Source organism: Brevibacillus sp. TJ4, assembly GCF_044627595.2.
GTDB lineage: Bacteria > Bacillota > Bacilli > Brevibacillales > Brevibacillaceae > Brevibacillus.
In genome coordinates, this window is sequence record NZ_CP185865.1 from 2,736,511 (window position 1) to 2,757,139 (window position 20,629).

General features: G+C 54.2%; 17 protein-coding genes and 1 tRNA gene. 4 read left to right on the forward strand and 14 right to left on the reverse strand.

Going from position 1 to position 20,629, the window contains the following annotated elements; genetic code table 11:
- The first annotated feature begins 4 nt into the window (after positions 1-4).
- The 3 genes from ACAF76_RS13470 to ACAF76_RS13480 all read left to right on the forward strand — a co-directional run bounded on the left by ACAF76_RS13470 (position 5) and on the right by ACAF76_RS13480 (position 2,731).
- Positions 5-625: a trimeric intracellular cation channel family protein gene (locus ACAF76_RS13470; protein WP_421616783.1), complete on the forward strand. Its 621-nt coding sequence runs from the start codon at positions 5-7 to the stop codon at positions 623-625.
- An 87-nt stretch (positions 626-712) separates the two neighbouring features.
- Positions 713-2,125 carry a S8 family peptidase gene (locus tag ACAF76_RS13475; RefSeq protein WP_421616784.1) on the forward strand — a complete coding sequence of 471 codons (1,413 nt, stop codon included), beginning with the start codon at positions 713-715 and terminating at the stop codon, positions 2,123-2,125.
- 12 nt (positions 2,126-2,137) lie between these two features.
- Positions 2,138-2,731 (forward strand): NAD(P)H-dependent oxidoreductase, encoded by a 594-nt coding sequence (locus ACAF76_RS13480; RefSeq protein WP_421616785.1) that lies wholly within the window; start codon positions 2,138-2,140, stop codon positions 2,729-2,731.
- Between the two features lie 37 nt (positions 2,732-2,768).
- On the opposite strand, the gene ACAF76_RS13485 is transcribed toward ACAF76_RS13480, so the two are convergent.
- From ACAF76_RS13485 to ACAF76_RS13515, 7 genes are all read right to left on the reverse strand, one after another.
- Positions 2,769-3,275, reverse strand: coding sequence for a DUF3907 family protein (locus ACAF76_RS13485; RefSeq protein ID WP_421616786.1), 507 nt, complete (start codon positions 3,273-3,275; stop codon positions 2,769-2,771).
- A gap of 93 nt (positions 3,276-3,368) precedes the next feature.
- A complete protein-coding gene (locus tag ACAF76_RS13490) occupies positions 3,369-4,544 on the reverse strand; it encodes an ABC transporter permease (RefSeq protein ID WP_421616787.1) in 1,176 nt (391 codons plus the stop codon).
- The gene (locus ACAF76_RS13495) at positions 4,541-5,725 is read right to left on the reverse strand and encodes an HlyD family secretion protein (RefSeq protein ID WP_421616788.1); all 1,185 of its coding nucleotides are present in this window, start codon (positions 5,723-5,725) and stop codon (positions 4,541-4,543) included. Before ACAF76_RS13495 ends, ACAF76_RS13490 begins: the two co-directional genes overlap by 4 nt.
- A 27-nt stretch (positions 5,726-5,752) precedes the next feature.
- The gene (locus ACAF76_RS13500) at positions 5,753-6,334 is read right to left on the reverse strand and encodes a TetR/AcrR family transcriptional regulator (RefSeq protein WP_421616789.1); all 582 of its coding nucleotides are present in this window, start codon (positions 6,332-6,334) and stop codon (positions 5,753-5,755) included.
- 119 nt (positions 6,335-6,453) lie between these two features.
- The gene (locus ACAF76_RS13505) at positions 6,454-9,654 is read right to left on the reverse strand and encodes a BTAD domain-containing putative transcriptional regulator (protein ID WP_421616790.1); all 3,201 of its coding nucleotides are present in this window, start codon (positions 9,652-9,654) and stop codon (positions 6,454-6,456) included.
- 103 nt (positions 9,655-9,757) lie between these two features.
- The gene (locus tag ACAF76_RS13510) at positions 9,758-10,381 is read right to left on the reverse strand and encodes a sporulation protein (protein ID WP_421616791.1); all 624 of its coding nucleotides are present in this window, start codon (positions 10,379-10,381) and stop codon (positions 9,758-9,760) included.
- A gap of 72 nt (positions 10,382-10,453) precedes the next feature.
- Positions 10,454-11,254, reverse strand: coding sequence for a copper amine oxidase N-terminal domain-containing protein (locus tag ACAF76_RS13515; RefSeq protein WP_421616792.1), 801 nt, complete (start codon positions 11,252-11,254; stop codon positions 10,454-10,456).
- Between the two features lie 204 nt (positions 11,255-11,458).
- Here ACAF76_RS13515 and ACAF76_RS13520 point away from each other — a divergent pair, with 204 nt between their 5' ends.
- Positions 11,459-13,591 (forward strand): exo-beta-N-acetylmuramidase NamZ domain-containing protein, encoded by a 2,133-nt coding sequence (locus tag ACAF76_RS13520; RefSeq protein ID WP_421616793.1) that lies wholly within the window; start codon positions 11,459-11,461, stop codon positions 13,589-13,591.
- Positions 13,592-13,672: 81 nt separating this feature from the next.
- On the opposite strand, the gene ACAF76_RS13525 is transcribed toward ACAF76_RS13520, so the two are convergent.
- The 7 genes from ACAF76_RS13525 to ACAF76_RS13555 all read right to left on the reverse strand — a co-directional run bounded on the left by ACAF76_RS13525 (position 13,673) and on the right by ACAF76_RS13555 (position 20,625).
- Entirely contained in the window at positions 13,673-15,250 is a 1,578-nt protein-coding gene (locus ACAF76_RS13525; RefSeq protein WP_421616794.1) for an acyl-CoA synthetase, read from the reverse strand.
- 151 nt (positions 15,251-15,401) lie between these two features.
- Positions 15,402-16,826 carry an amidase gene (locus ACAF76_RS13530; RefSeq protein ID WP_421616795.1) on the reverse strand — a complete coding sequence of 475 codons (1,425 nt, stop codon included), beginning with the start codon at positions 16,824-16,826 and terminating at the stop codon, positions 15,402-15,404.
- A gap of 568 nt (positions 16,827-17,394) precedes the next feature.
- A tRNA-Ser gene (locus ACAF76_RS13535) sits at positions 17,395-17,483 on the reverse strand.
- A gap of 55 nt (positions 17,484-17,538) precedes the next feature.
- On the reverse strand, positions 17,539-17,814 hold the full coding sequence (locus ACAF76_RS13540) for a hypothetical protein (protein ID WP_421616796.1): 276 nt from the start codon (positions 17,812-17,814) through the stop codon (positions 17,539-17,541).
- Between the two features lie 140 nt (positions 17,815-17,954).
- Positions 17,955-19,226 (reverse strand): peptidase, encoded by a 1,272-nt coding sequence (locus ACAF76_RS13545; RefSeq protein WP_421616797.1) that lies wholly within the window; start codon positions 19,224-19,226, stop codon positions 17,955-17,957.
- Between the two features lie 47 nt (positions 19,227-19,273).
- A complete protein-coding gene (locus tag ACAF76_RS13550; protein WP_421616798.1) occupies positions 19,274-19,951 on the reverse strand; it encodes a 3-oxoacid CoA-transferase subunit B in 678 nt (225 codons plus the stop codon).
- Positions 19,933-20,625 carry a 3-oxoacid CoA-transferase subunit A gene (locus ACAF76_RS13555; RefSeq protein ID WP_421616799.1) on the reverse strand — a complete coding sequence of 231 codons (693 nt, stop codon included), beginning with the start codon at positions 20,623-20,625 and terminating at the stop codon, positions 19,933-19,935. Before ACAF76_RS13555 ends, ACAF76_RS13550 begins: the two co-directional genes overlap by 19 nt.
- Between the last annotated feature and the right edge of the window lie 4 nt (positions 20,626-20,629).

The following is a 20,629-nucleotide window of genomic DNA, read 5'->3' on the forward strand; positions in this document are numbered from 1 at the left end:
CCCCATGCCTTGGGATTGGTTAAACATTATCGGTACCGTCGCCTTCGTCATCAGCGGAGCGGTCATTGCCATGGAAGAGGAGTACGATTTGCTTGGCGTCCTCGTCCTCGGCATGGCCACCGCTTTTGGCGGGGGAATTTTGCGCAACATGCTGCTGGGAATCCCGCTTACTGCGTTCTGGAACCAGGGCAGCTTGTTTACCATCGCTCTCGTCGCGATGCTGATCGTCTTCATTCTCCCCTCTAAATACATTTTCTATTGGAATCGTTGGGGAATCTTTTTTGATGCTGTCGGCCTGGCAGCCTTTGCCATCCAGGGTGCGCTCTACGCAACCCAAATGAACTACCCGCTCAGCGCCACGATCGTCGCAGCCGTCCTGACGGGAATCGGCGGCGGGATTATCCGCGATGTGCTGGCCGGCCGCAAACCGCTTGTGTTCAAAGCCGAGGTGTACGCAGTCTGGGCGATGCTCGGCGGACTCGCTGTCGGCATGAAATGGGCAGTCAGCAATACCGAACTGTTGCTTTTGTTCCTTTTCATCATTGCCTGCCGGATGATTTCCGTCTATTACGGCTGGAAACTCCCCCGCCGCTCGCTGCGCTCCACAACCGGTGCCGGCATGTAGCTTTTTATCGGATGTAATCTTTTTCCTTCATAAACACTCTCTTCATGTACACGCTATAGTCAGATAGCATGGAGGGAGTGTATTTTTTTGCGAATCTTGCCCCCGCTTGTCGCTGTACTGGCCGTGATCGCACTGGTCGTCATTCCCCTGCGCAACAACAACAACGCCCAGCAGGAGATGCAAGAGCCTCACCCGCGCGTCACGTCCCAACAGGCAAGCATACCGCGCATCAACTTCATCGAGCAGGTCAAGGACATCCGCCATTCGCTGGAAAAGAAACCCCACATCCGCACGCTGCAACACAACATGAAAGACCGCAGCCACTATGTGGAGCATGAAGTGGTGGTGCGTTTCCATCCGCGTCCCGACCAAAAGACGATAAACCAACTGGCTGCTTCTCTGGATGCCAAGATCAAGCGTGATTACGACAAGTTCCTCATCCTCAAATCGAACAGTTTGACCACGCAGCAGCTGATGAAAAAACTGGCAGAGCATCCCGACTCCGTCTTTGCCGAACCGAACTATTTGCTGCTCCCCAACCGTCGACCCAATGACACGTACTATATCGACTACCAGTGGAACCTTCCGCTGATCGGCATGGAACAAAGCTGGGAGATCAGCAAGGGCAGCAACGATGTGGTGGTGGCTGTCATCGATACCGGTCTCGACTTGTCGCACCCCGAATTCGCCGGAAAAGTCATCGAGGGGTACAACGTCCTGGACGGCTCCAACCGCCCGGAAGACGACAACGGACACGGAACGCATGTGGCCGGAGTTATCGCCGCCAAAACGAACAACAGTGACGGGATCGCCGGAATGAGCTGGAACAGCAAGCTGATGCCCATCAAGGCGATCGGCGCAGACGGTTCCGGTTCGGCTGTCGACATCGCGCAAGGTATCTATTGGGCGACAGACCACGGAGCCGATGTGATCAACCTCAGCGTCGGCAACTATACGTCTTCTGCCGCGCTGCTGGAAGCATGTCGCTACGCCTACAAGAACAACGTCGTTCTCGTCGCTGCCTCTGGCAATGACGCCACGGACAAATCCAGCTATCCCGCCGCCTACGACGAGGTGCTGGCTGTTGCAGCAGTGGATCATCGCCGGGAACGCGCCGATTTTTCCAACTTTGGCGATTACGTGGATGTCGCCGCTCCCGGCGTAGACATCCCGAGCACGTACATCTACAGCGACTACGCTTCCCTCTCCGGCACGTCGATGGCTTGCCCCCACGTCGCTGCACTTGCCTCTCTGGTACGTTCGGTTCGTCCGGAAATGACGAGCGCGGAAGTGATGGAGCACATTCGCAATTCGGCAGTCGATTTGGGCGCACCTGGACATGACGCCTTGTACGGGCACGGGATGATCAATGCAGAACAGGCGCTGAGCCAACTGGGACAGGCCACACCGCCAAAAGCGCAGGAAAGCGAAGAACAGCTGACCTTCGGAAACCTGCTTCAACAATTTTTCCTTCGGTTGCGCGAACAATTTTCCCAGTAAAGGAGTGGCACTATGAAAGCATGCATCGTTTTTGCCCATGAAGGCGATCACAGCTTCAACCATGAAATTCTCTCGCGGGTGCGAAAGGCGTGTGAGGCATCAAACATTTCCTACGTAGTTCGCGACTTGTATGAAATGAACTTTCAACCTGTCTTTACCGCGCTTGACATGAAGCGGATCGAGCACCGCAACCCGAGCAGCGATATTGAAGAAGAGCAATCGCTGATTACGGAATCCGATCTGTTGATTATGATTTACCCCGTCTGGTGGTGGTCGCCGCCTGCCATCTTAAAGGGATACCTCGACCGTATTTTTACCGATGGCTTCGCTTTCCGCTACGAATCGGACGGCCCCGTCGGTCTGTTGCAGAACAAACGCGCCCTTGTCTTCACCTCGACTCGCGAATCAGCAAAAGAAATGGCAGAACAAGGCTTGGACCTCGTCGTCCGCAAACAGATCGTCGAAGGAACACTGGAGATGATCGGATATGAGGTCGAATATCAAAATTTCGCCGCTGTCACCGAGGTGGATGACGAGGCCCGCGAATTGATGCTGCGTCTCGTGGAGCGAAAGATTCACGCCATCCGTGAACCGATCCCCTTGTAAGCCGCTGACGGCTGACGGCAAAAAAAAGCACAGGGATTTATACCTGTGCTTTTTGCATTCGTTTTTTTGTGATGTAGTCCGTTTCGTAGTATTGCAGATCGTCACGCATTTGTTCAAACACTTTGGACAGTCCGATCGTCAGACGTTCCAACTCAGGAACCACTTTTTTGCGGAAGATGATCGAATCCTGGCTCGTGTAGGCGTACCGACCGTCTTCGTCGTACACTTCGCCTTTTGGATAGTAAAAGTTGTTGATACAGGTATGATACACCTGGTACAACACTTCTTCGGCAAACTCCTCATTAAAGCGCGCCCGACGGAGAGCTACCCCCAGCCTTTCGTACGCATTTTCACAGTATACCAGCAAGTGCCGCAGGTCAGAAAGGTAGTTACGATAGTAGGATTCATACTCTTCCGGATCACCAGACTGAGCGACGAGGCTAGCCAAGGTTACTTGGTTCAAATAGCGTTCCAGTTCGATGCTTACCTTTTTCAGCCTCGTATACGTCTCTTCGCACAATTGTTTCAGATGAGTTGCTGACATAGTGTCCCCCTTGCGTAGAAGAATCTGCTTTTGATCATAAGTATAATGGAAATATTCTTTGTAGCACAAGGTTTTTCTTTCCATATACCGACTCTAGCCGATAGTAGATTCTGCCTGGGTTCCCGCCGTTTTCCGCTTCTGGAATGTATAGATCAAATAAGCGACAAACAGGCTGACCACCGACATGAACGCGAGGACGAGCAAATCATGCCCTACTGCAGAGAGACCGTGCCCTTTGGTCAAAATTTCGCGGACACCATCCAGAAAATAGGTTAATGGTAAAGATTTTCCAATTGCTGCCACCGCTGTCGGCATCGACAGAAAAGGCCAGGTAAAGCCTGACAGCATAAAGGACGGAACAGCGATCATCATCGCAATCTGCGTCGATTGAAGCTGATCCTTGAAGAAGTAGGAGATCATGTAGCCGACACAGAGAACAGCCAGGTTAAACGCCGTGGCAACGACCATCAGGTCAACCGTACTGCCGGCGTACGGCACACCGAATCCTTTTAACAGCAGGGTAAAGCCGATAAACATGTTCAGCGTTCCGGCGAGCAGATACGGCAGCAGCTTGCTTGCGGTGATCGCGAAAAAACTGTTGGTGGCAACAGACGTCTGCCACGTGCCCTGCTCCTTTTCCTGCGCGACTGACAGGGCGATTCCGAGGAAAAGCACCTGTTGCAGCACCGTTCCCGCAAGGCCAAAGACCATGAACGACAAATAGCTGAACGTCGGGTTGTAGAGCACCCGGTAGCGAAAGTCGATCCCGGTGTAGAGGGCCATCCCTTCGTCTCCCCAGCTACCTTGCGCCTCCAGCTTTTTCAAGGTTGCCCCGGCAGAAATCGTTTTGACTACCGTATTGGCAGCACGGACAGCCGTGTTGGAGATCATCATGTTGCTGCCGTCGATCACCGTCAGCACCTCAGCGCCCCGACCTGCCTTGATATTTTGCTCCAATCCGGCCGGAATCATCAAGGCGATACTGGCCTCTCCTTCATCAATCCACCTGAGCGCCTCTTCTTCGGTCGGGACAGTCCCGATCAGACCGAACGTCTCGTCCGCATCAAAGCCCCGGTACAGCTCGCGGCTCAACTCTGACTGGTCTGCATCCACGACGACAGTAGGGATGTTGGTCACTTTTTCCTCGCTGTACAAAAAGCCAAACAGCGTCAAGTAAATGATCGGCACAAGGAAGACGACCTTGCGTATTGTTTTATCAGCAAATAATTTCTTCCACTCGATCCAGAACAGACGGGAGAATTGGCTCATTGCCCTTCATCTCCCTGAATCCGCCATTCTACTGTCAGTCCCGGCCGGAGCGCTTCATCGGAAACCAGCACTTTGACGGCAAAGGAGCGAATGTCGCGGCTCCCCAACTGCTGGGTCGCTTTTTTCACGGCAAAGTCGGCTGCCGGTGCGATCGTGGCTACTTTCCCCTGCACCTCCTGTTCGAGCGCTGGGACATACAGTGTCACGCTGTCTCCCGTCTTTACTTTGCCCAGTGCGTATTCATCGACGTAAAACTTGGCGTAATTGTCTGCGTTTACTTGCAGCGTAATCACGGTGAAGCCTTGCGAGACGAGCTCTCCTTTTTGCACGGCAACATGCTTGACAATGCCATCTGCCGGTGCGACCAGCCGGGTGTTGTTCACATATGCTTCTGCCTCTTCCAGTGCGCCTCTCGCTTGTTGCACATTCGCTTCGGCCGATTTGACATCGAGCTCTTTGAGCGCGACCTGGCCTCTGCCGGCAACGGCCTGCTCATACGCAGCCTGGGCCTGATTCAGTTGGGCCTGGGCTGCTTCTACCTGCTCGCGGCGCGAACCGCTCTCAGCCATTTTCAACTGCTCTTCTGCCGCCTTGTACTCCGCATCGGCTTGCTCGAACTTCATCTGTGCGTCTTCCACGCTGACCTGGGCGACGGCTCCTTCTTCCAGCAGCTTTTTCATCCGCTCCAAGTTGGTCGATGCGACTTCTCGTGCCGTTTTTGCTGCCTGCTGTTTCGCCTTGAGCTGGGCGATCTCTTCTGCACGCGCTCCGTTGACGTTCGCTTCAAGCTGTGCCCGCGCCGAATCGACGACAGCCTGGGCCTGGCTCACCTGTGCGCTGCTGGAGCTGTCTGTCAAAGACACGCCTTGTTTCGCCTGCTCCAGCTTCACCTGGGCAAGATGGTAGGCGGCTTCGGCCTGCTCTTTTTTGGCCAGCAGCTCTTCGCTTCGCAAGGTCGCCACGAGCTGCCCTGCTTTCACCTCGTCCCCTTCCTGCACGGCAATTTCTGCGATGGAACCGCCTATTTTAAAGGAAAGATCAATTTCCGTCCCTTCGATTACCGCTGTAAACAATTTCGCTGGCTGACCGGACGCCTGTTGGCCCGGCATAAACAACGCTGTTCCCAGTACAGCAATGGCGACAGCGAAGCCCGCCACTCCAATCCACGTACGTTTGCTCATCTTGGTTTCCCCTCTTTTTCGCGAATTCTAGTTATTTGTCTGTAAAATACCTTCCAGCATATGGCGCAGCGTTTCCCTGCTGGTGGAAATGTCGACCGGCTCTTTGCGGAACTGTTTGCGCAGCACGGTAAACCCGACCATCCCGAACATGGCGGAGGCGATCGTCCGCACCTCGACCTCGGCCTTGATGTAGCCCTGCTGCTGCAACACCGTCATGTGCTTTTCCATCATCAGAAAGTAGTCGGCCAAATGCCGCGCCATCATCTGGTCCCTGTTTTCGTCGCCGGTAAAAAAGCTGAGCAGCAAAAAGCAAAGCTCACGGTTCTCGGAAAAGAAGCGAAGATGCTCATCCAGCACGCTAATCATGCGGTCGGCAAGCGACAATTGCTCGTTGTTCATCACATTCTCAACGGAGTCGATCAGCATCTTCACGCCTTTTTCAATGACGTACAGGAATAGTTCTTCTTTGGTTGTGAAATGGTAATAGAGCGTTCCTTTGGCAACCTGTGCTGCCTCTGCAATCGTATCCATCGTCGTCTCGCTGTAGCCGTTCTGGGCAAACGCGGTCAACGCACCCTGCACAATCTGGTCTTTTTTGGAAATGGCCATCACTCCCATCCTCCTTTTGGTTTTTAAACTGACTGGTCAGTACAAATATTATCTTACTGCTTCTTCCAGCTTCCGTCAAGCTGCTACTTGCCAAAAGAAAAAGGCCGCATGTTTGCGACCTATTCCTCTCCCACTATTTGCCGGTACGTCTCCAGCGTTGCTGGCATGGGCTGGACGCCCAGTTGTTCTTGCAGTTTTTGCTTGCATTTTTCAAACCAGCGCATGGCCAGTGTCCGGTTGTTTTGCCGATAGTAGACCGTCATCAACAGGCGGTATGCCTCTTCCCAGCAGTCGTCCACACGCAAAATCGCCTCGCACCAGCGAATCGCCCTCTCCCACTCCCGTTCCTCGAGACTGAGTGCAGCGACCCGTTCCGCACCGCGCAAAAACAGGACGCGAAGACGCTCCCGCTCCGCCTCGCACCAGTCTTCGTAGCGACATTCCGGGATGTAGTCCCCCTGGTAGTACGCCAGCCCTTTTTCCAGCAGTTGGATCGCCTGACGCGCATCGCGCTCCTCCAGTCCGAGCCGCACCAGCTTCTCGAATTCTTCGACGTCCAGATGGTAGCCGGAAGCGAGGTTGAAGCCGTAGGAGCTGCCGTGGCGCTGGACAAAGAACGCTTCTGTCCGTGCGGTGCGATTGGGCTCAAGCGCTTTGTGCAAGGCGTTTAGGGCAACTTTGAAGTCGCGCAGGGCAGCTTCTTCATCCTGCTCGCCCCAAAGCTGCGTCAAAATTTCTTCCCGCGCCAGCAAATGATGGCGTCTGGTGAGCAGCAGTTGGAACAACAGCTTGGCTTTTCCGCGCTGCCATGCTTTTCCCGACAGCTCCTGATCGCCGAGCCAGACGCGGAAATGGCCGAGTGCCTGTATCCGCAGCGTATAGCCGGGGTGGAAGTCGACGTTTTGCAAGCCGAGATCGTTGAGGAGATGGGAGACGTAGTCCGGGCTGACCTGCCTGCGCTTTGCCTCCAGCAAAATCGGCATGAGCTGCTGTACGTCCGCCGGCGCGAGCATCGTAGGTCGCTGCAACAAAAAGTCGTACTCTCCCGACTGCATCATCGACAGCGCCTGTGTGACTGCCGGTACGAACAAGTCCCATTGCTTGTTGCGATAGGCCAATACACTGAGCCACAACTGACAGATGACCACGCTCAAGCTGTCTCCACAGCGGCTCAAACGCTCGACGCAGTCGTGGAAGGTGCTTTTGGCCTCTGCTTCGTGGCCGTTCGTCGCATAGGCGATACCGATTGCGACGCGGACGAGACTATTCAGCCAATCGTCGCGCATCGCCTCCGTCTCCTGCAATCCGCGCTTGCCGTAGTACAGAGCCTGATCCAGCGCCTTCTCCTTGCCGTACAAAAGCGTCAGCCCGAGCATCGTCTCCGATTTGCCCCGCGTCGACTGCAACTCCTCCATAATGAGCAGCCCTTTTTCATACAAGCCGCGAATTTCGTCAAACGGCAGCGCCTGACCGATAAAGGCTGCTGTCGCTTTTCGCACATAGCCATTCGCTTCCACAAAGGGCGAATGTGCCACCCGCCCGAGCTCGATCGCGGTCTCCGCTGCACGCAAGCCTTTTTCCCACTCTCCGTTGAGGCTGTAGACAAACGCGAGCAAAAGCGATGTTTCCCGGTAGGAACGCGTCAGCACCGGATGCTTGGTCTGCTCCACTTGCCATTTGCGCTCAAGCAAGGAAACGGCAGACTGCAGCCGACCGGTCCGAAACAACAGACGCGATTCCAGCTCTACCTCGATCTGCTGCTCCAGCTCCTGGCTGCGCTCGTACCAGTACGAGGCTTGCTTCGCATCCCCGCGGTTGGTGTAAATTTCCGCCAGAAGCCGATACAGGCGCGGTGCCATCTGCGGCTCCTGTTCGTGCTCGGGCAGAAGCTGGATCGCCTGTTTCAACAGTTCTTCCGCCTTGACGCCCTGTACGCTGTCCAGATGAACCCGAGCCAGCCCTTCCAGACCGCGGCACATTCCGTGACGATCCTGTTTTTCCTGGCAGAAGTCCAGAAAGTGTTGGTAGGAGGCGAATGCCTTGTGGTACACGCAGCGATAGCGCTCCACCTCTCCCTGGTAAAAGTAGAGCCAGTACGCCTTTTCCTTGGCCCAGTCAGGCACGGCGCTCGTCCACTGGTACAAAAAGTCCAGCTTGCCGCTCACGAGCAGCCGTTCCCCGTCTTCTTGCAGCCAAGCCGCCAACAGCTCCCACTCTTCGACGAGAGAGAGTGTTTCGTACGCCTTCTCCGTCTCTCCTTTGCTGCGGTACCAGAGAGCGGCAGCGCGATGAATCCGGAGATGGTTGGGATGGGTGGCCAGCTTGCTTGCCAAAAGCCGGCGAAACAGCGGATGAAACGTATATACCCCTTCCCGGTTGACGGTCACGAACAGATGGCAGCGCAGCGCTTCGCGTAGCAAAAGCACGGCGTCTTCTCCCAAAACGTGGCGGCAATCCTGTTCTTCAAAGGCTTCAAAGATCGCAGATTGAATCAAAAATTCCTGCATTTTCACATCCAGACGGCTCCACACTTCAGCCTCGAGCAAATACATCAGCCGGGAAAGCTCACGCAAACTGTCCGATACAGAAAGCCCGCGCGCCACATGCTCCCCAAAGTAGCGCAGCGCCAGTACCCAGCCACGGGACACCTCTGCCACCAGGTCCCACTCGTGCGGGGAAATGGTTACATCGTATTCATCCAAGTACAGTGTCTCGCTCTCTTCCCGGGAAAAGGCCAAGTCGTCCGTCGTCAGTTCCAGGCACTCGCCGCGCACCGCCAACAAATCGAGCTCGGGCCATGCGGGGCGGGTGCGGCTCAACATGACCAGCTTCACTTGTGGCGGAAGATGCTTGGCCAACTGCTGCACAAACTGGTCCACTTCACTGGCTGGAGCGATGTGCTGGCAGTCATCCAGCACCATCACAAACTCCTTTTCCAGCCCGAACAACTCCCTGATAAACAGTTCAGCCGTTGCGACGGCATCATGCCCCCCCTCCTGCTCAATTCCCGCCCCCAGCTCCTGCAGCAGAGCGTCGCCAAAATCCGGGTGGGCGCGCCGAACGCTCGCCAGCAGACAAGTGACAAAAACAGCGAGGTCCTGATCTTCTTTGCCGATGAAGTACCACGAAGCGGTCTTTCCGGAGTCGGCCAAAAAGGCAGAGAAGGTCGCTGTCTTTCCATAGCCCATTTCCGCATGGACCAGACAGAGGCGCACATGCTGAAGAAAGCGCAGCTTCTTCGCCAGAGCAGGTCGGCGAACAATATAGCTTGCGGGCACGGGCGGCGTTATTTTTACAGGGGAGACGTGTGTGACCTTCATCCGTTGCACTCCTTGCCGTTCTACTACTGATGTAGATACACTTTCCCCGTAAAGCGAAAAAATCCTGCAAGAAAAGACCACCCGGGCGGCCAGGTGGCACAGTTTAATCGACCAGGCTAAATCCTTTTACGGTATAGCCAATATCGTTGAGCAAAGCTTGAAACGTATCGTCGCCCACCTGTTCCCCGTGCATGATGCGGCTGTGCACCTCTGCTACCCGATCGTAAATGGCCCTGTTGGTGCTGACGTACATGATGTTGTAACGAGTCTGCGCTTGCAGGCGGGAGCGCGTTCTTTGCACGACTCTTCGTTGTACGCTATCCGTATGGCCGTCGTCTACCCGTACAATATTTTCCGGTCGGTGCGGGATATTGGGATGGATGTTGACTTCCTCCGACTTCGGGGTGTCGGTCGTCAGCACTCCCATGATCAAGTTGTCTTTATATGCGAGAATTTTGATGTCGACGACTCCGGGAATTTCCTCGGCATACTGTTCCAGGTCGGCGATTAACTCCGGCTCGCGGTTGTGTACCATCTGTTGGGCGATCATGCCCGCCGGACCTTTGTCCCTGCCCCGGTTGTCATCCCGCATGTTTATGCCATAGGCGTCAAACTTGGCCTGATTTCCGTTTTGGTCTTCCGCACCCATCTGCTTGTTTGGCGTACAGGCGGCGAGTGATCCGATCAGCAAAAGGCACGCGCACAAACCACCACTCCATCGTTTCACAACAAACACCTCCTGCACTTAGTGTGGTGTGCAGGAGGCAATCTTACTCGGCTTTGCAATTCCATTTTCCGGTCATCGTTTTTTCTCGGTGAATTCTCCTTGGATAACTTGTTGTTTGCCGTCTTTTACAACGGTTAGCGTATATTCGCTGACGAAGATTTTATCCGCGATCTCAATCACAAAGGTTCCGTCATCTTTCATTCTCGCTTCAAAATCGTGATGGTCCAGTGTTGCGGTTACTTCTGTGTCCGGTTCAATTTCTCCCTTGATCACGTAAATGCCCAGCCCCATCAGGTTGAAACTAGTAGCGGTGATCGTCTCTGGATCGATGAGTTTTACCTGTTCTGTCGGCTCAGCCTGCTGCTGTTCGTCAGGCTGCGGCGCGGACGGCACAGCATCAACCGGCTGCTCCAACGGTTGGCTCGCCAGTGCTCCGCCTGTCACATCACGGATCATAACGGTCTGCCTGTTTGGATCCCAGCTCACATCGTAATCAAGCGCTTCGGCGACAAAGCGGACAGGTACCATCGTACGGTTGTTAATGATTTGTGTAGGGACGTCTAGCGGCACGACCTCCGTATTTTTTCGGGCGATTTTTTGGGACACGACCAAGCGAATCCGGTCATTTCCTTTTTTGATCGAGACGGCTCGCGCCTCCTCGTTCCACTCCACCTGGAAACCGAGGCTCTCCGCAATCGGACGAAGCGGCACGAGGGTACGATCGTTTTGCATGATCGGCTTCTGATCCGGGAAGACAATTTGCTGCTGATTGTACTCGACTTGTATCGGCTGCACGGCTGCCATGGCGGGAAGGACCGCAACTGGCACCATGGCCAGGACCAGCAAGGCCGCACCTATTTGCTTCTGTAGCATCATTTCCACTCCCTGTGAAAGCATATCCTCATCTACTATAGGCTGTACCGAACATTTAATCAATTCCTGTTTGTCAAACGCCTTCCACCTCGGACCTTAGACCTATTTTCAAATTGTTACAAAAATGCAACCAACTTGCTTCCAAAAAGCGTTACAATAGACGTACATCAGTGATATTTTCTCATCGAAAGAGGCGCAAAACCGATGAAAAGAATTCTCCCTATCCTCATTCTCGCACTTTTTCTTACCTTGATTCCTCCCGGTGGTAGTTCCGCCAACACCTCTGCCATTCAATTGGGAAGTGACCTGCTCTTCGGACAATTTCACCAAATGATGGAAGGCAAAAAAGTTGGGCTTCTTACCAACCAGACAGGTATCAACAGCAACGGCATCAGCACGATCGACATGCTCAGACGCGATAGGACCGTGTTCCTGACGACTCTGTTTGCACCGGAAACCGGTCTGTACGGAAGGGGAACAGACACTGCGAATACGCATATGTACACCCATCCCGTCTACGGTGTTCCCGTGTACAATCTCAGCAACAGTTCTCCCGAATTTACCGCAGACATGCTTGAGCCCCTTGATCTCATTCTCGTCGACTTGCAGGACACAGGCTCCCGGCACGATTCATCTCTCTCGATTCTCCATGCATTGATGGCGGCTTCCAAACAGTACGGCAAACAGGTCGTCGTGCTGGATCGACCCAACGTCCTGCGCGGACAAGTTGACGGTCCGCCTGCTCAGCCTGATGACAGTGTTCCGCCTGGTTTGGCTGGACTGCCCATCACCCACGGCATGACGATTGGAGAAGTCGCTCTGTACATCCAGCGCAAGACCGAAGGCACGTTGGCGGTTATTCCCATGTCGGGCTACACCCGCAGCATGACTTATTCGGAAACGGGGCTTCCCTGGATTCCTCCATTGCCCGCGATCACGAATGAAACAGCCGCCAAGGGATATATCGCCAGCAAGCTGGCAGCTGGTACCGCTCTTACGTTTGCAGATGATTACAACTGGATTGGCGGAAACGGAATCGATTCCTACCAGTACGCTGATTTGCTGAACGGCAGCTTGCTTCCGGGGGTCGTCTTTTTCCCGGAAAACCGCGATGCGGCTGGAGGCGTCAAGCTGCGAATTATCGAACCGCGCCTGTTTAATCCCGTAAAAACCGGAATATACGCGCTTGCCTACGCCGCTCAATTGACAGATGGTCACATCTTGCCTGCAAATGAGGAACAGACCGCTCTGTTTGCCCAAGCAGTGGACAGCGACACCGTGAGGCAAATGCTGAAACAAGGAGCAAGCCCGCAGGAAATCGAAGCGAGTTATGAATCACAGCTCGAAGCGTTTCTTGCCTCTCGCAAGCCTTATTTGATCTACGATGACAGCAAACCGTACTATCCGACGAAGCCGATACACATCATTGATGAATCCGAAGAGCCACCGGCTGTTCCAGATTCTGCCCAGTCCGATCCGCCAACGGCTCCAAACAATGCCACACCAGTCCAGCCGACGGACGACAATCAACAACCGGGCAAGCCGGCAACACCCGCACAAAATTCGGATGCTCCAACAACACCGACAACGCAGCAACCGCCTTTGCAGACACCACCAGAGTCGACATCGCCACCTGCGGAACAGAACGAGCCGCCAACGCTCCCAGCACCTCCTGCTGTCTCCGAAAAAGTGGCCTACCTCACCTTTGACGATGGGCCTTCTCCGGTGACGCTGCAAGTGCTGGACATCTTACAAGCACATGACGTGAAAGCGACCTTTTTCGTCGTCGGCCGCAACATTCCCGGCAACGAAGCCATTTTGCAACGCATCTTGGCGGAAGGACACACGATTGGCGGACATACTTTCTCCCACGATTACCAAGTACTGTACCGCAACAAGGATGCTTTTTTTGCCGATCTGGAGAAAGGCAACGAACTGATCGAACAGGCGACCGGAATCAAGCCGACGATTTTCCGCTATCCTGGTGGCAGCAGCAACACAATCAGCCTGACATACCAGGACCCTGCCCATTACAACAAACAGCATACCGTCATGGCAGAGATCAAGGCTGAAAGCGACAGTCGCGGCTACACCTTTATCGACTGGAACGTGACAAACGGCGATGGACGCTCCAACACGTACACCGCTTCCGATGCACTCGCCCAGGTCAAACAACAGGTCAAGGAACAGAAGGAAATCGTCGTGCTGATGCACGATGCAGCCCCCAAAAAGGCGACTGCACAATCTTTGGAAGCCGTCATCGTGTTTTTGCAGGAAAAAGGATACCGCTTTGCGGCGATCGAAGCAGACAAACCGACGGTCGCAACTGTAAAATAAACAGCATCTCACCTCAATAAAGTACAGCCCGCTTCCGGCAGCAAAAACCGGAAAAAGCGGGCTGTTCGTTTGTATATTCGATCAGGTGGCTTCGGCGGAGGCGAGCGATTCATACCGAATGCGCAGCTCCCGTTTCAATATTTTGCCGCTCGGATTACGCGGCAGGTTGTCGGCTATGACCACGTATTTCGGCGCTTTAAAGGCGGAGAGGCGTTCTTTGCAAAAGGCGAGCAATTCTTCTTCAGTGACGCTCTCCCCTGCCTTTGGAACGACGACAGCAGTTACCGCCTCGATCCAGTACGGATGCGGGACGCCAATGACGGCAACCTCGGAAACCTGCGGATGTTGGTACAGCATCTCTTCTACTTCCCGGCTGGCGACATTTTCCCCGCCTGATTTGATCATATCCTTTTTCCGGTCTACGACTGTGATGAAGCCTTCTTCGTCCATAATGCCCAGATCCCCGCTGTGGAACCATCCCCCGACAAAGGCGGCCTGGGTCTTTTCCTCGTCCTTGTAATAGCCCAGCATGGCGTGACTGGTGCGATGGACGATCTCTCCGACACGGCCCCGCGCTACTTCATTCCCGTGCTCATCGATGATTTTTGTCTCGACGTTGAGTGCAGGTTTGCCTGCCGAGCCAGCTTTCCGGATTTGGTCGGAAGGTTTGAGCACTGTTGCCAGTGGCGCTACCTCCGTCTGTCCGTAGAAGTTGAAAAACTGCGCACCCGGCAGACGCTCGCCCAGTTCTTTCAATACTTCCACTGGCATGATCGCGGCCCCGTAGTAGCATTTTTTCAAGGAACTGAGATTGCGCGCAGCGAACTCAGGAGATCGCAGCAAGGCTATCCAGACCGTCGGCGGGCAAAACAACTGCGTGGCGCGATGGGTTTCCACCGTCTCGAGGATGAGCGCCGGTGTCGCCTGCTCAAGAATGATCCCGCTGCCTCCCAGATACACGTAAGGTCCCAAAAAGCAGTGGAGCTGCGCACTGTGAAACAGCGGCAGTGCATGGATCGCGACATCGTCGGCCTCCATATTTCCTTCTATAATTGTACTGACGTATTCGGAGATCAGGTTGCGGTGTGTCAGCATGACCCCTTTTGGTTTCGACTCCGTACCGCTTGTATACAGGATGTGGGCGACATCTTCATCGTCCAGCTCCACTTCCGGCTCATCGGCTCCCTCAGGCGCAATCAGTTGGCGAAACGGTATCCACTCTCCCTGCTGCACAGCCGGCCTGGAGATCAACGAGCAAAGAATCAGCTGCACCTGCGCTTGCTGCAAGCCTTCCTGCGCCACCGACAAAAACTCCGGAGAGGCGAAGCAAGCCGTGACTTCGGCATGAGCGAACAAATAGGCGATGTCGGCCGCATTCAGCATGTAGTTAATCGGGACCATAATCACCCCGGCTTTTGCAAGCGCGAAGTTGAGAATCGCGAAATCCATCGAGTTGCGGGAAAGTACCGCGGCGCGGTCTCCTTTTTGCAACCCCTTGCGGATAACGGCATTCGCCGTCTGATTGACGATCTGATCCAATTCGCGGAATGTAAGCGCTTCCTCTTCGAATTGCAAGGCAACCTTCCCGGGATAACGTGCGCTCGTTCGCCGCAGGATATCCCCCAATGTATTTCTCCTGGCTCGCTGGACTGCCGTCATATGCTCGCCTCCTCCATTTTTCTCCATTATATACCAGGTTTCATTTTTCTGTAAATTCAGATCATTTATCCTGCGTAAAACGGAATAAACAAGGAGCAGAGGCATCCTCTGCTCCTTGTGTGCGCATGTTGCTTGTTTGTTTCAATCCCGTTTACCGGCTGTGGATTTCCCATTTTAGCGTGGAGACAGAAGCCTCCCGTTCAAAAGCGGCACCAAACTGGTACAACACCGCCTCGTCCATCGGCTTGCCGATCAATTGCATCCCGATCGGCAGACCAGTGCGGGAAAATCCGCAAGGGACGGAAAGGCTGGGCAGTCCCGTCAAATTCGTCGGTCCTGTCAAACGCAGCAAAGCGGGACGTACCTGTTCGCTTTTTCCTTGGATGACAGTTTCCCGCTGGCCGATGTCCGGTGGCAAAATCGGCAACGTAGGAGTCACGATCACATCGACACTTGCAAAGACTTGCTGGAACGCCGCTTGCGCACGTCTGCGAATATCCTGTGCCTGCACGTATTCGTAGCCTTTCGCATCAGCGCTCAGCAGCAATCGTTCGCGTGTTTCCGGATGGTATTTGTCTGCTTCCGGAGCGTTGAGAAGCTCGGCGTGAATGGCGTACGCCTCACTTTGGATCGTTTTTAGCTGCGCCCACGACACTTCGGAGAGGACCGGTATATCAACCGTGCGAATTTCCGCTCCCAGGTCTTTGAATACCTGGATCGCTTCCTCCACCTTTTCTTGGACTTCGTCATGCAAATCCTCGTAATAAAAGGTCGATGGAATCCCGATGACCTTTCCGCGGATGCTTTCCCCGATGTAACGGGCAAAATCTTCCTCGCTCTGTACCAGTGTATACGGGTCATCCGGATCGTGTCCGGCCAACACCCCGAGCATCACTGCATTGTCGCGAATCGTCCGCGTCATAGGGCCTGGATGATCGAGTGTATAGGCGAGCGGGTAAATCCCTTGTTTGCTTACGCGGCCAAAACCGGGCTTCATGCCGACAATCCCGCACGCCGATGCAGGAATCCGGATCGAACCTCCCGTATCCGTTCCCAATGCGCCAAAGCAAAGTGCCGCTGCCACGGCAGCACCGGAACCGCTGCTCGATCCTCCTGTCATCTTGGACAGATCATACGGATTGCGAACAGCGCCAAAATGTGAAATATCCCCTGTCGGTCCGTAAGCAAACTCATGTGTATTCAGCTTGCCGATCAAAATTGCGCCCGCTTCTTGTAATTTGCGCACTACGGCAGCATCCGTCTCAGGCACAAAATGTTCGTATACGGAAGAGCCCATCGTCGTTCGAATCCCTTTTGTGTAAATCAAATCTTTCAGTCCGATGGGAACTCCGTGAAGCGGCCCGCGGTAATGACCAGCTGCAATCTCGGACTCGGCCTGTTTGGCCTGCTGCATCGCTTCCTCTGCCGCTACGGTGATAAATGCATTCAAGATCGGGTTTAGCTCGATGATTCTATGTAGGACTGCCTGGACAACCTCTTTCGGTGAAATGTCCTTGTTGCGAATTTTCTCCCCGAGTGCCGTCAAGTCCAGCTTTACAACATCATCATGCGTCATCGCTCTTCACCTTCCGCCTATTATTTGTGCCATTCTCTACAAACTGCAAACGTCACGCCCAGCTTCGTTTCCATGTTTACGCTGTGTGCGGCAAACGACAACGCGCATTTCCGATGGCTGCTATTCCAGCAGCCTGGCACATTATGTGATGTGTACTTTTTCGGTAGGGATTGCCCGTATTCCTTTCACCATTTGCGGTTAAATTCGGGGCATGAATGTATCGGAGTTTTCTGAATCATTGAATTCTATAGGTTTATATCGGTCAGTTTCTCGGCTTGCTGTATTCGCTCATACTTTTTTTGCATAAAAAAAAGCGACAGCTTTCTCTGCAAGATTAAAGCTGTCGCAGGCCCCAAGAAACAAGTCCTTATGTACAAGCATATCTCATCTGTAGCGATCCATCGACATTGTTTCTACTGGTTTTTAAGGAAAAAACAGGTGTTGGGACCGGATCTCAAGACGTTCGATGGTAACAAAGCCCGAGAAAAAACGGTTTGCACGCAAGCAAAAAGGCTGTCCGTCTGGTGCCATATACCAGTCGAACAGCCCTGTTGTTCATGTATCCATATGGCGGAGGGAGAGGGATTCGAACCCCCGTGACGTTGCCGCCTAACGGTTTTCAAGACCGCCCCGTTATGACCACTTCGGTATCCCTCCACAAATTTCACAGAACATACTATAGCACAGTCATTCTATTCCTTGCAATCTTTTTTTACCCGGACATCATCATGTGTGCCTGCATCCGCGTGATCAAAATAGAGTGCAAATCAACTACCCGATCACTTTCCTCCTGCCGCTGCTGGAGAAGGTCCACTTTACCGTTGATCGTTTTCAGCAGCGCCACCGTGTCATCATTTTGGGTAATCTCAATGCGCTGGATGGATTCTTTAATGTGCGTTACATCTTCTTTCAGCACAGACACATCCCGCTCAATTCTTCCCATCTGCTGGTGCATCTCGGTCAAAATTCCCAATATTTGCGCTTCCATCCTCTTACCCTCCTTTCCTCCCGAGTCTTATTCAGCAGCTTCGTTAAGCCTATCATAAAATATCTCTGGCTCTCATGCAAAAAAAGATGCCGGGCTTCGTCGCCAGACATCTTTCTCGATTCTATCTATATGTTGCACCTCTACTCTTCTGCGATCCCGCACCACTCGATCAGCGTGAGGGCAAAAATTTCTGCGCAGCGGAACACGTCATCGAGTTCAATATACTCATCAGGATAATGGGCGACGGAGGTCACGCCGGGACCGACGACGATTGCCGGAGTGTCTGCCAATAAGGTCAGCAAGCCTCCGTCCGTTCCCCAGGGAGAGGCTTCTACGACAGCTTTTTCACCAGTAGTGGCGACAAACTGCTGTTGCAAAATTTCCATCAGCGGATGATCGAGGGCGACGGAGCCGGGAACCCATTGCGCACCGAACCATTCCAGCTCGACCGGATGCTCTGCGAACCATGGATCTTCTTCGGACAGACGACTCAGTGCAGCCGCCATTTCTGCCTTGGCATCGGTCATTTGCTCGCCAGGAGCGACCCCCATCCTGCCCTCCAGCTTGACCAGGTCGGCGACCGAGGATGGCCATTTTCCGCCTTCGATCACACCGATATTGATCGGGATCGGAATCGGGAGTTTTTCGTACAGCGGGTCTGTCATGCGCTGATTGCGCTCTTTTTCCAGGCGACCGATCGCCTGTACCACCAGCATGCTCTTCTCGATGGCACTGACACCTTCATAGCGGGTGCCCCCGTGGGCAGAACGCCCTTTGACGGTTAAGCGGAACCACATCGAGCCTTGTTGTTTGGGAAAGATTTTCAGATTGGTCGGCTCAGGGATCAGGGCTGCGTCTGCCTTGTAGCCGCGCAGAATGGTTGCCAACGTACCCGCGCCACCGCTTTCCTCCTCGACGACGCTCTGGAAGATCACATCGCCCTTGAGCCGTACATTCAATGCCTGAAGTACCTGAATGGCCAAAAGGGAGGAAAGATTGCCTCCCTTCATATCCGTGGCGCCGCGTCCGTACAGCTTGCCATCCACGATCTCGCCGCTGAATGGAGAATGGCTCCACTGCGCTTCATCCCCCGCAGGAACGACGTCGACGTGGCCGTTCAAAATGATCGATCTGCCACCGCCGACTCCCCTCCAGACGCCAACGACATTGGGACTGTTCTGGAACACGCTGCGTGGCGAGACAAAGTAGGGATGCTTGAGCAGCTCCTCTCCCCCCATCTCCCACACGTCGACTTCCAGCCCCATCGCAGCTAACCGCTTGGCGATGCTTTCCTGAATGGACAACTCTTCGCACTGTACGCTGGGATGACGTACCCACTCCTGCAGCAATAAAGTAGCAGCCTCTCGCTCTTTTTGCAGCTGCTCGCGAATCCGCGTCTGCAAATTCGACACGTTGATCCCTCCTGTTCGTTTGTTTGTCTGTATGCCATGCTGCCAAACTAACGAAATACGGGCACATCTCCCTTCATTTTCAACTCCGCTTCTGTCGCACCGATGACATCGGCCACCGTGTATGGATACATGACTTCACGCAGGTACAATCCGTCCTGACGAACCTCCATGACGGCCATATCCGAAATGATCATATGCGCAGCAGACTTTGCCGTAAGCGGCAGCGAACATTCGCGCACGATTTTGGATCGTCCGTTTTTGTCCAGATGGGTAGTCACGACCAGCACCTTTTTCGCTTTTTGCGCGAGTTCCATCGCGCCGCCCATTCCCGGCACACGCTTGCCGGGGACAATCCAGTTGGCGATGTCACCAGTCTGGCTTACCTCCAGAACACCGAGGATCGTCATGTCCAACAGCCCTCTGCGGATGATTGCAAAAGCAGTGGCGCTGTCAAAAAAGGAGGCACCTTGCACGAGCGTCACGGGAAACCCGCCCGCGTTGCACAGCATCGGGTTTTCCTCTCCTTTTGCCGGACTGGGCCCTGTTCCGAGAATACCGTTTTCGGCGTGGAACATGACACGCTTGTCGGCGGGAATGTAGTCGGCAACCAAAGTCGGAATCCCGATTCCGAGGTTAATGATCATGCCATCTTCGACTTCCATGGCCGCGCGTCGGGCGATCCGCTCGCGGTACCCTTCCGCCTCTTTTACTTCTCCCAAGCCCATTTCCAGTCCACCCCCTTGCTCTGCACGATAAAGTTGACAAAGACTCCAGGCGTCACGATCTCTTCCGGCGCCAGCTCGCCTACCTCGACAATTTCGTCCGCCTCCACGATCGTGATGTCTCCGGCCATTGCTACCAGCGGGTTAAAATTGCGTGCGCTCGTGTCGTACACCAGATTTCCAAAGCGATCTGCTTTTTTGGCGTGGACAATCGCTACCTCGGCTGTCAACGGTGTCTCCAGCAAATACTCCTTGCCCGCGATGACGAGCTTTTGCTTGCCTTTTTCTGCGATCGTGCCAATCCCGACGTCGGAGAGAATCCCGCCGAGGCCGACACCGCCCGCCCGAACTCGCTCTGCGAGAATTCCTTGCGGGCAAAATTCCACTTCCAGCTCCCCTGCTGTCATTTGTGCGCCGGCATTAGGATTGGAGCCAATATGTGAAGCGATGACCTTCTTGACCCTCTTTTCCGTGACCAGCTTGCCGATTCCGATTGTGGGGAATGCCGTATCGTTGCTAATCAGCGTAATATCGCGTACGCCTTTGGCGAGGATGGCCTGCACCAGACCGGGCGGATTGCCGATACCGCCGAAGCCGCCTGCAAGAAGCGTCATGCCATCGTGAAAATAAGCGGCAGCTTCCTCCATGGAAATGACCTTGTCAAACCCACTCGTCATGTAA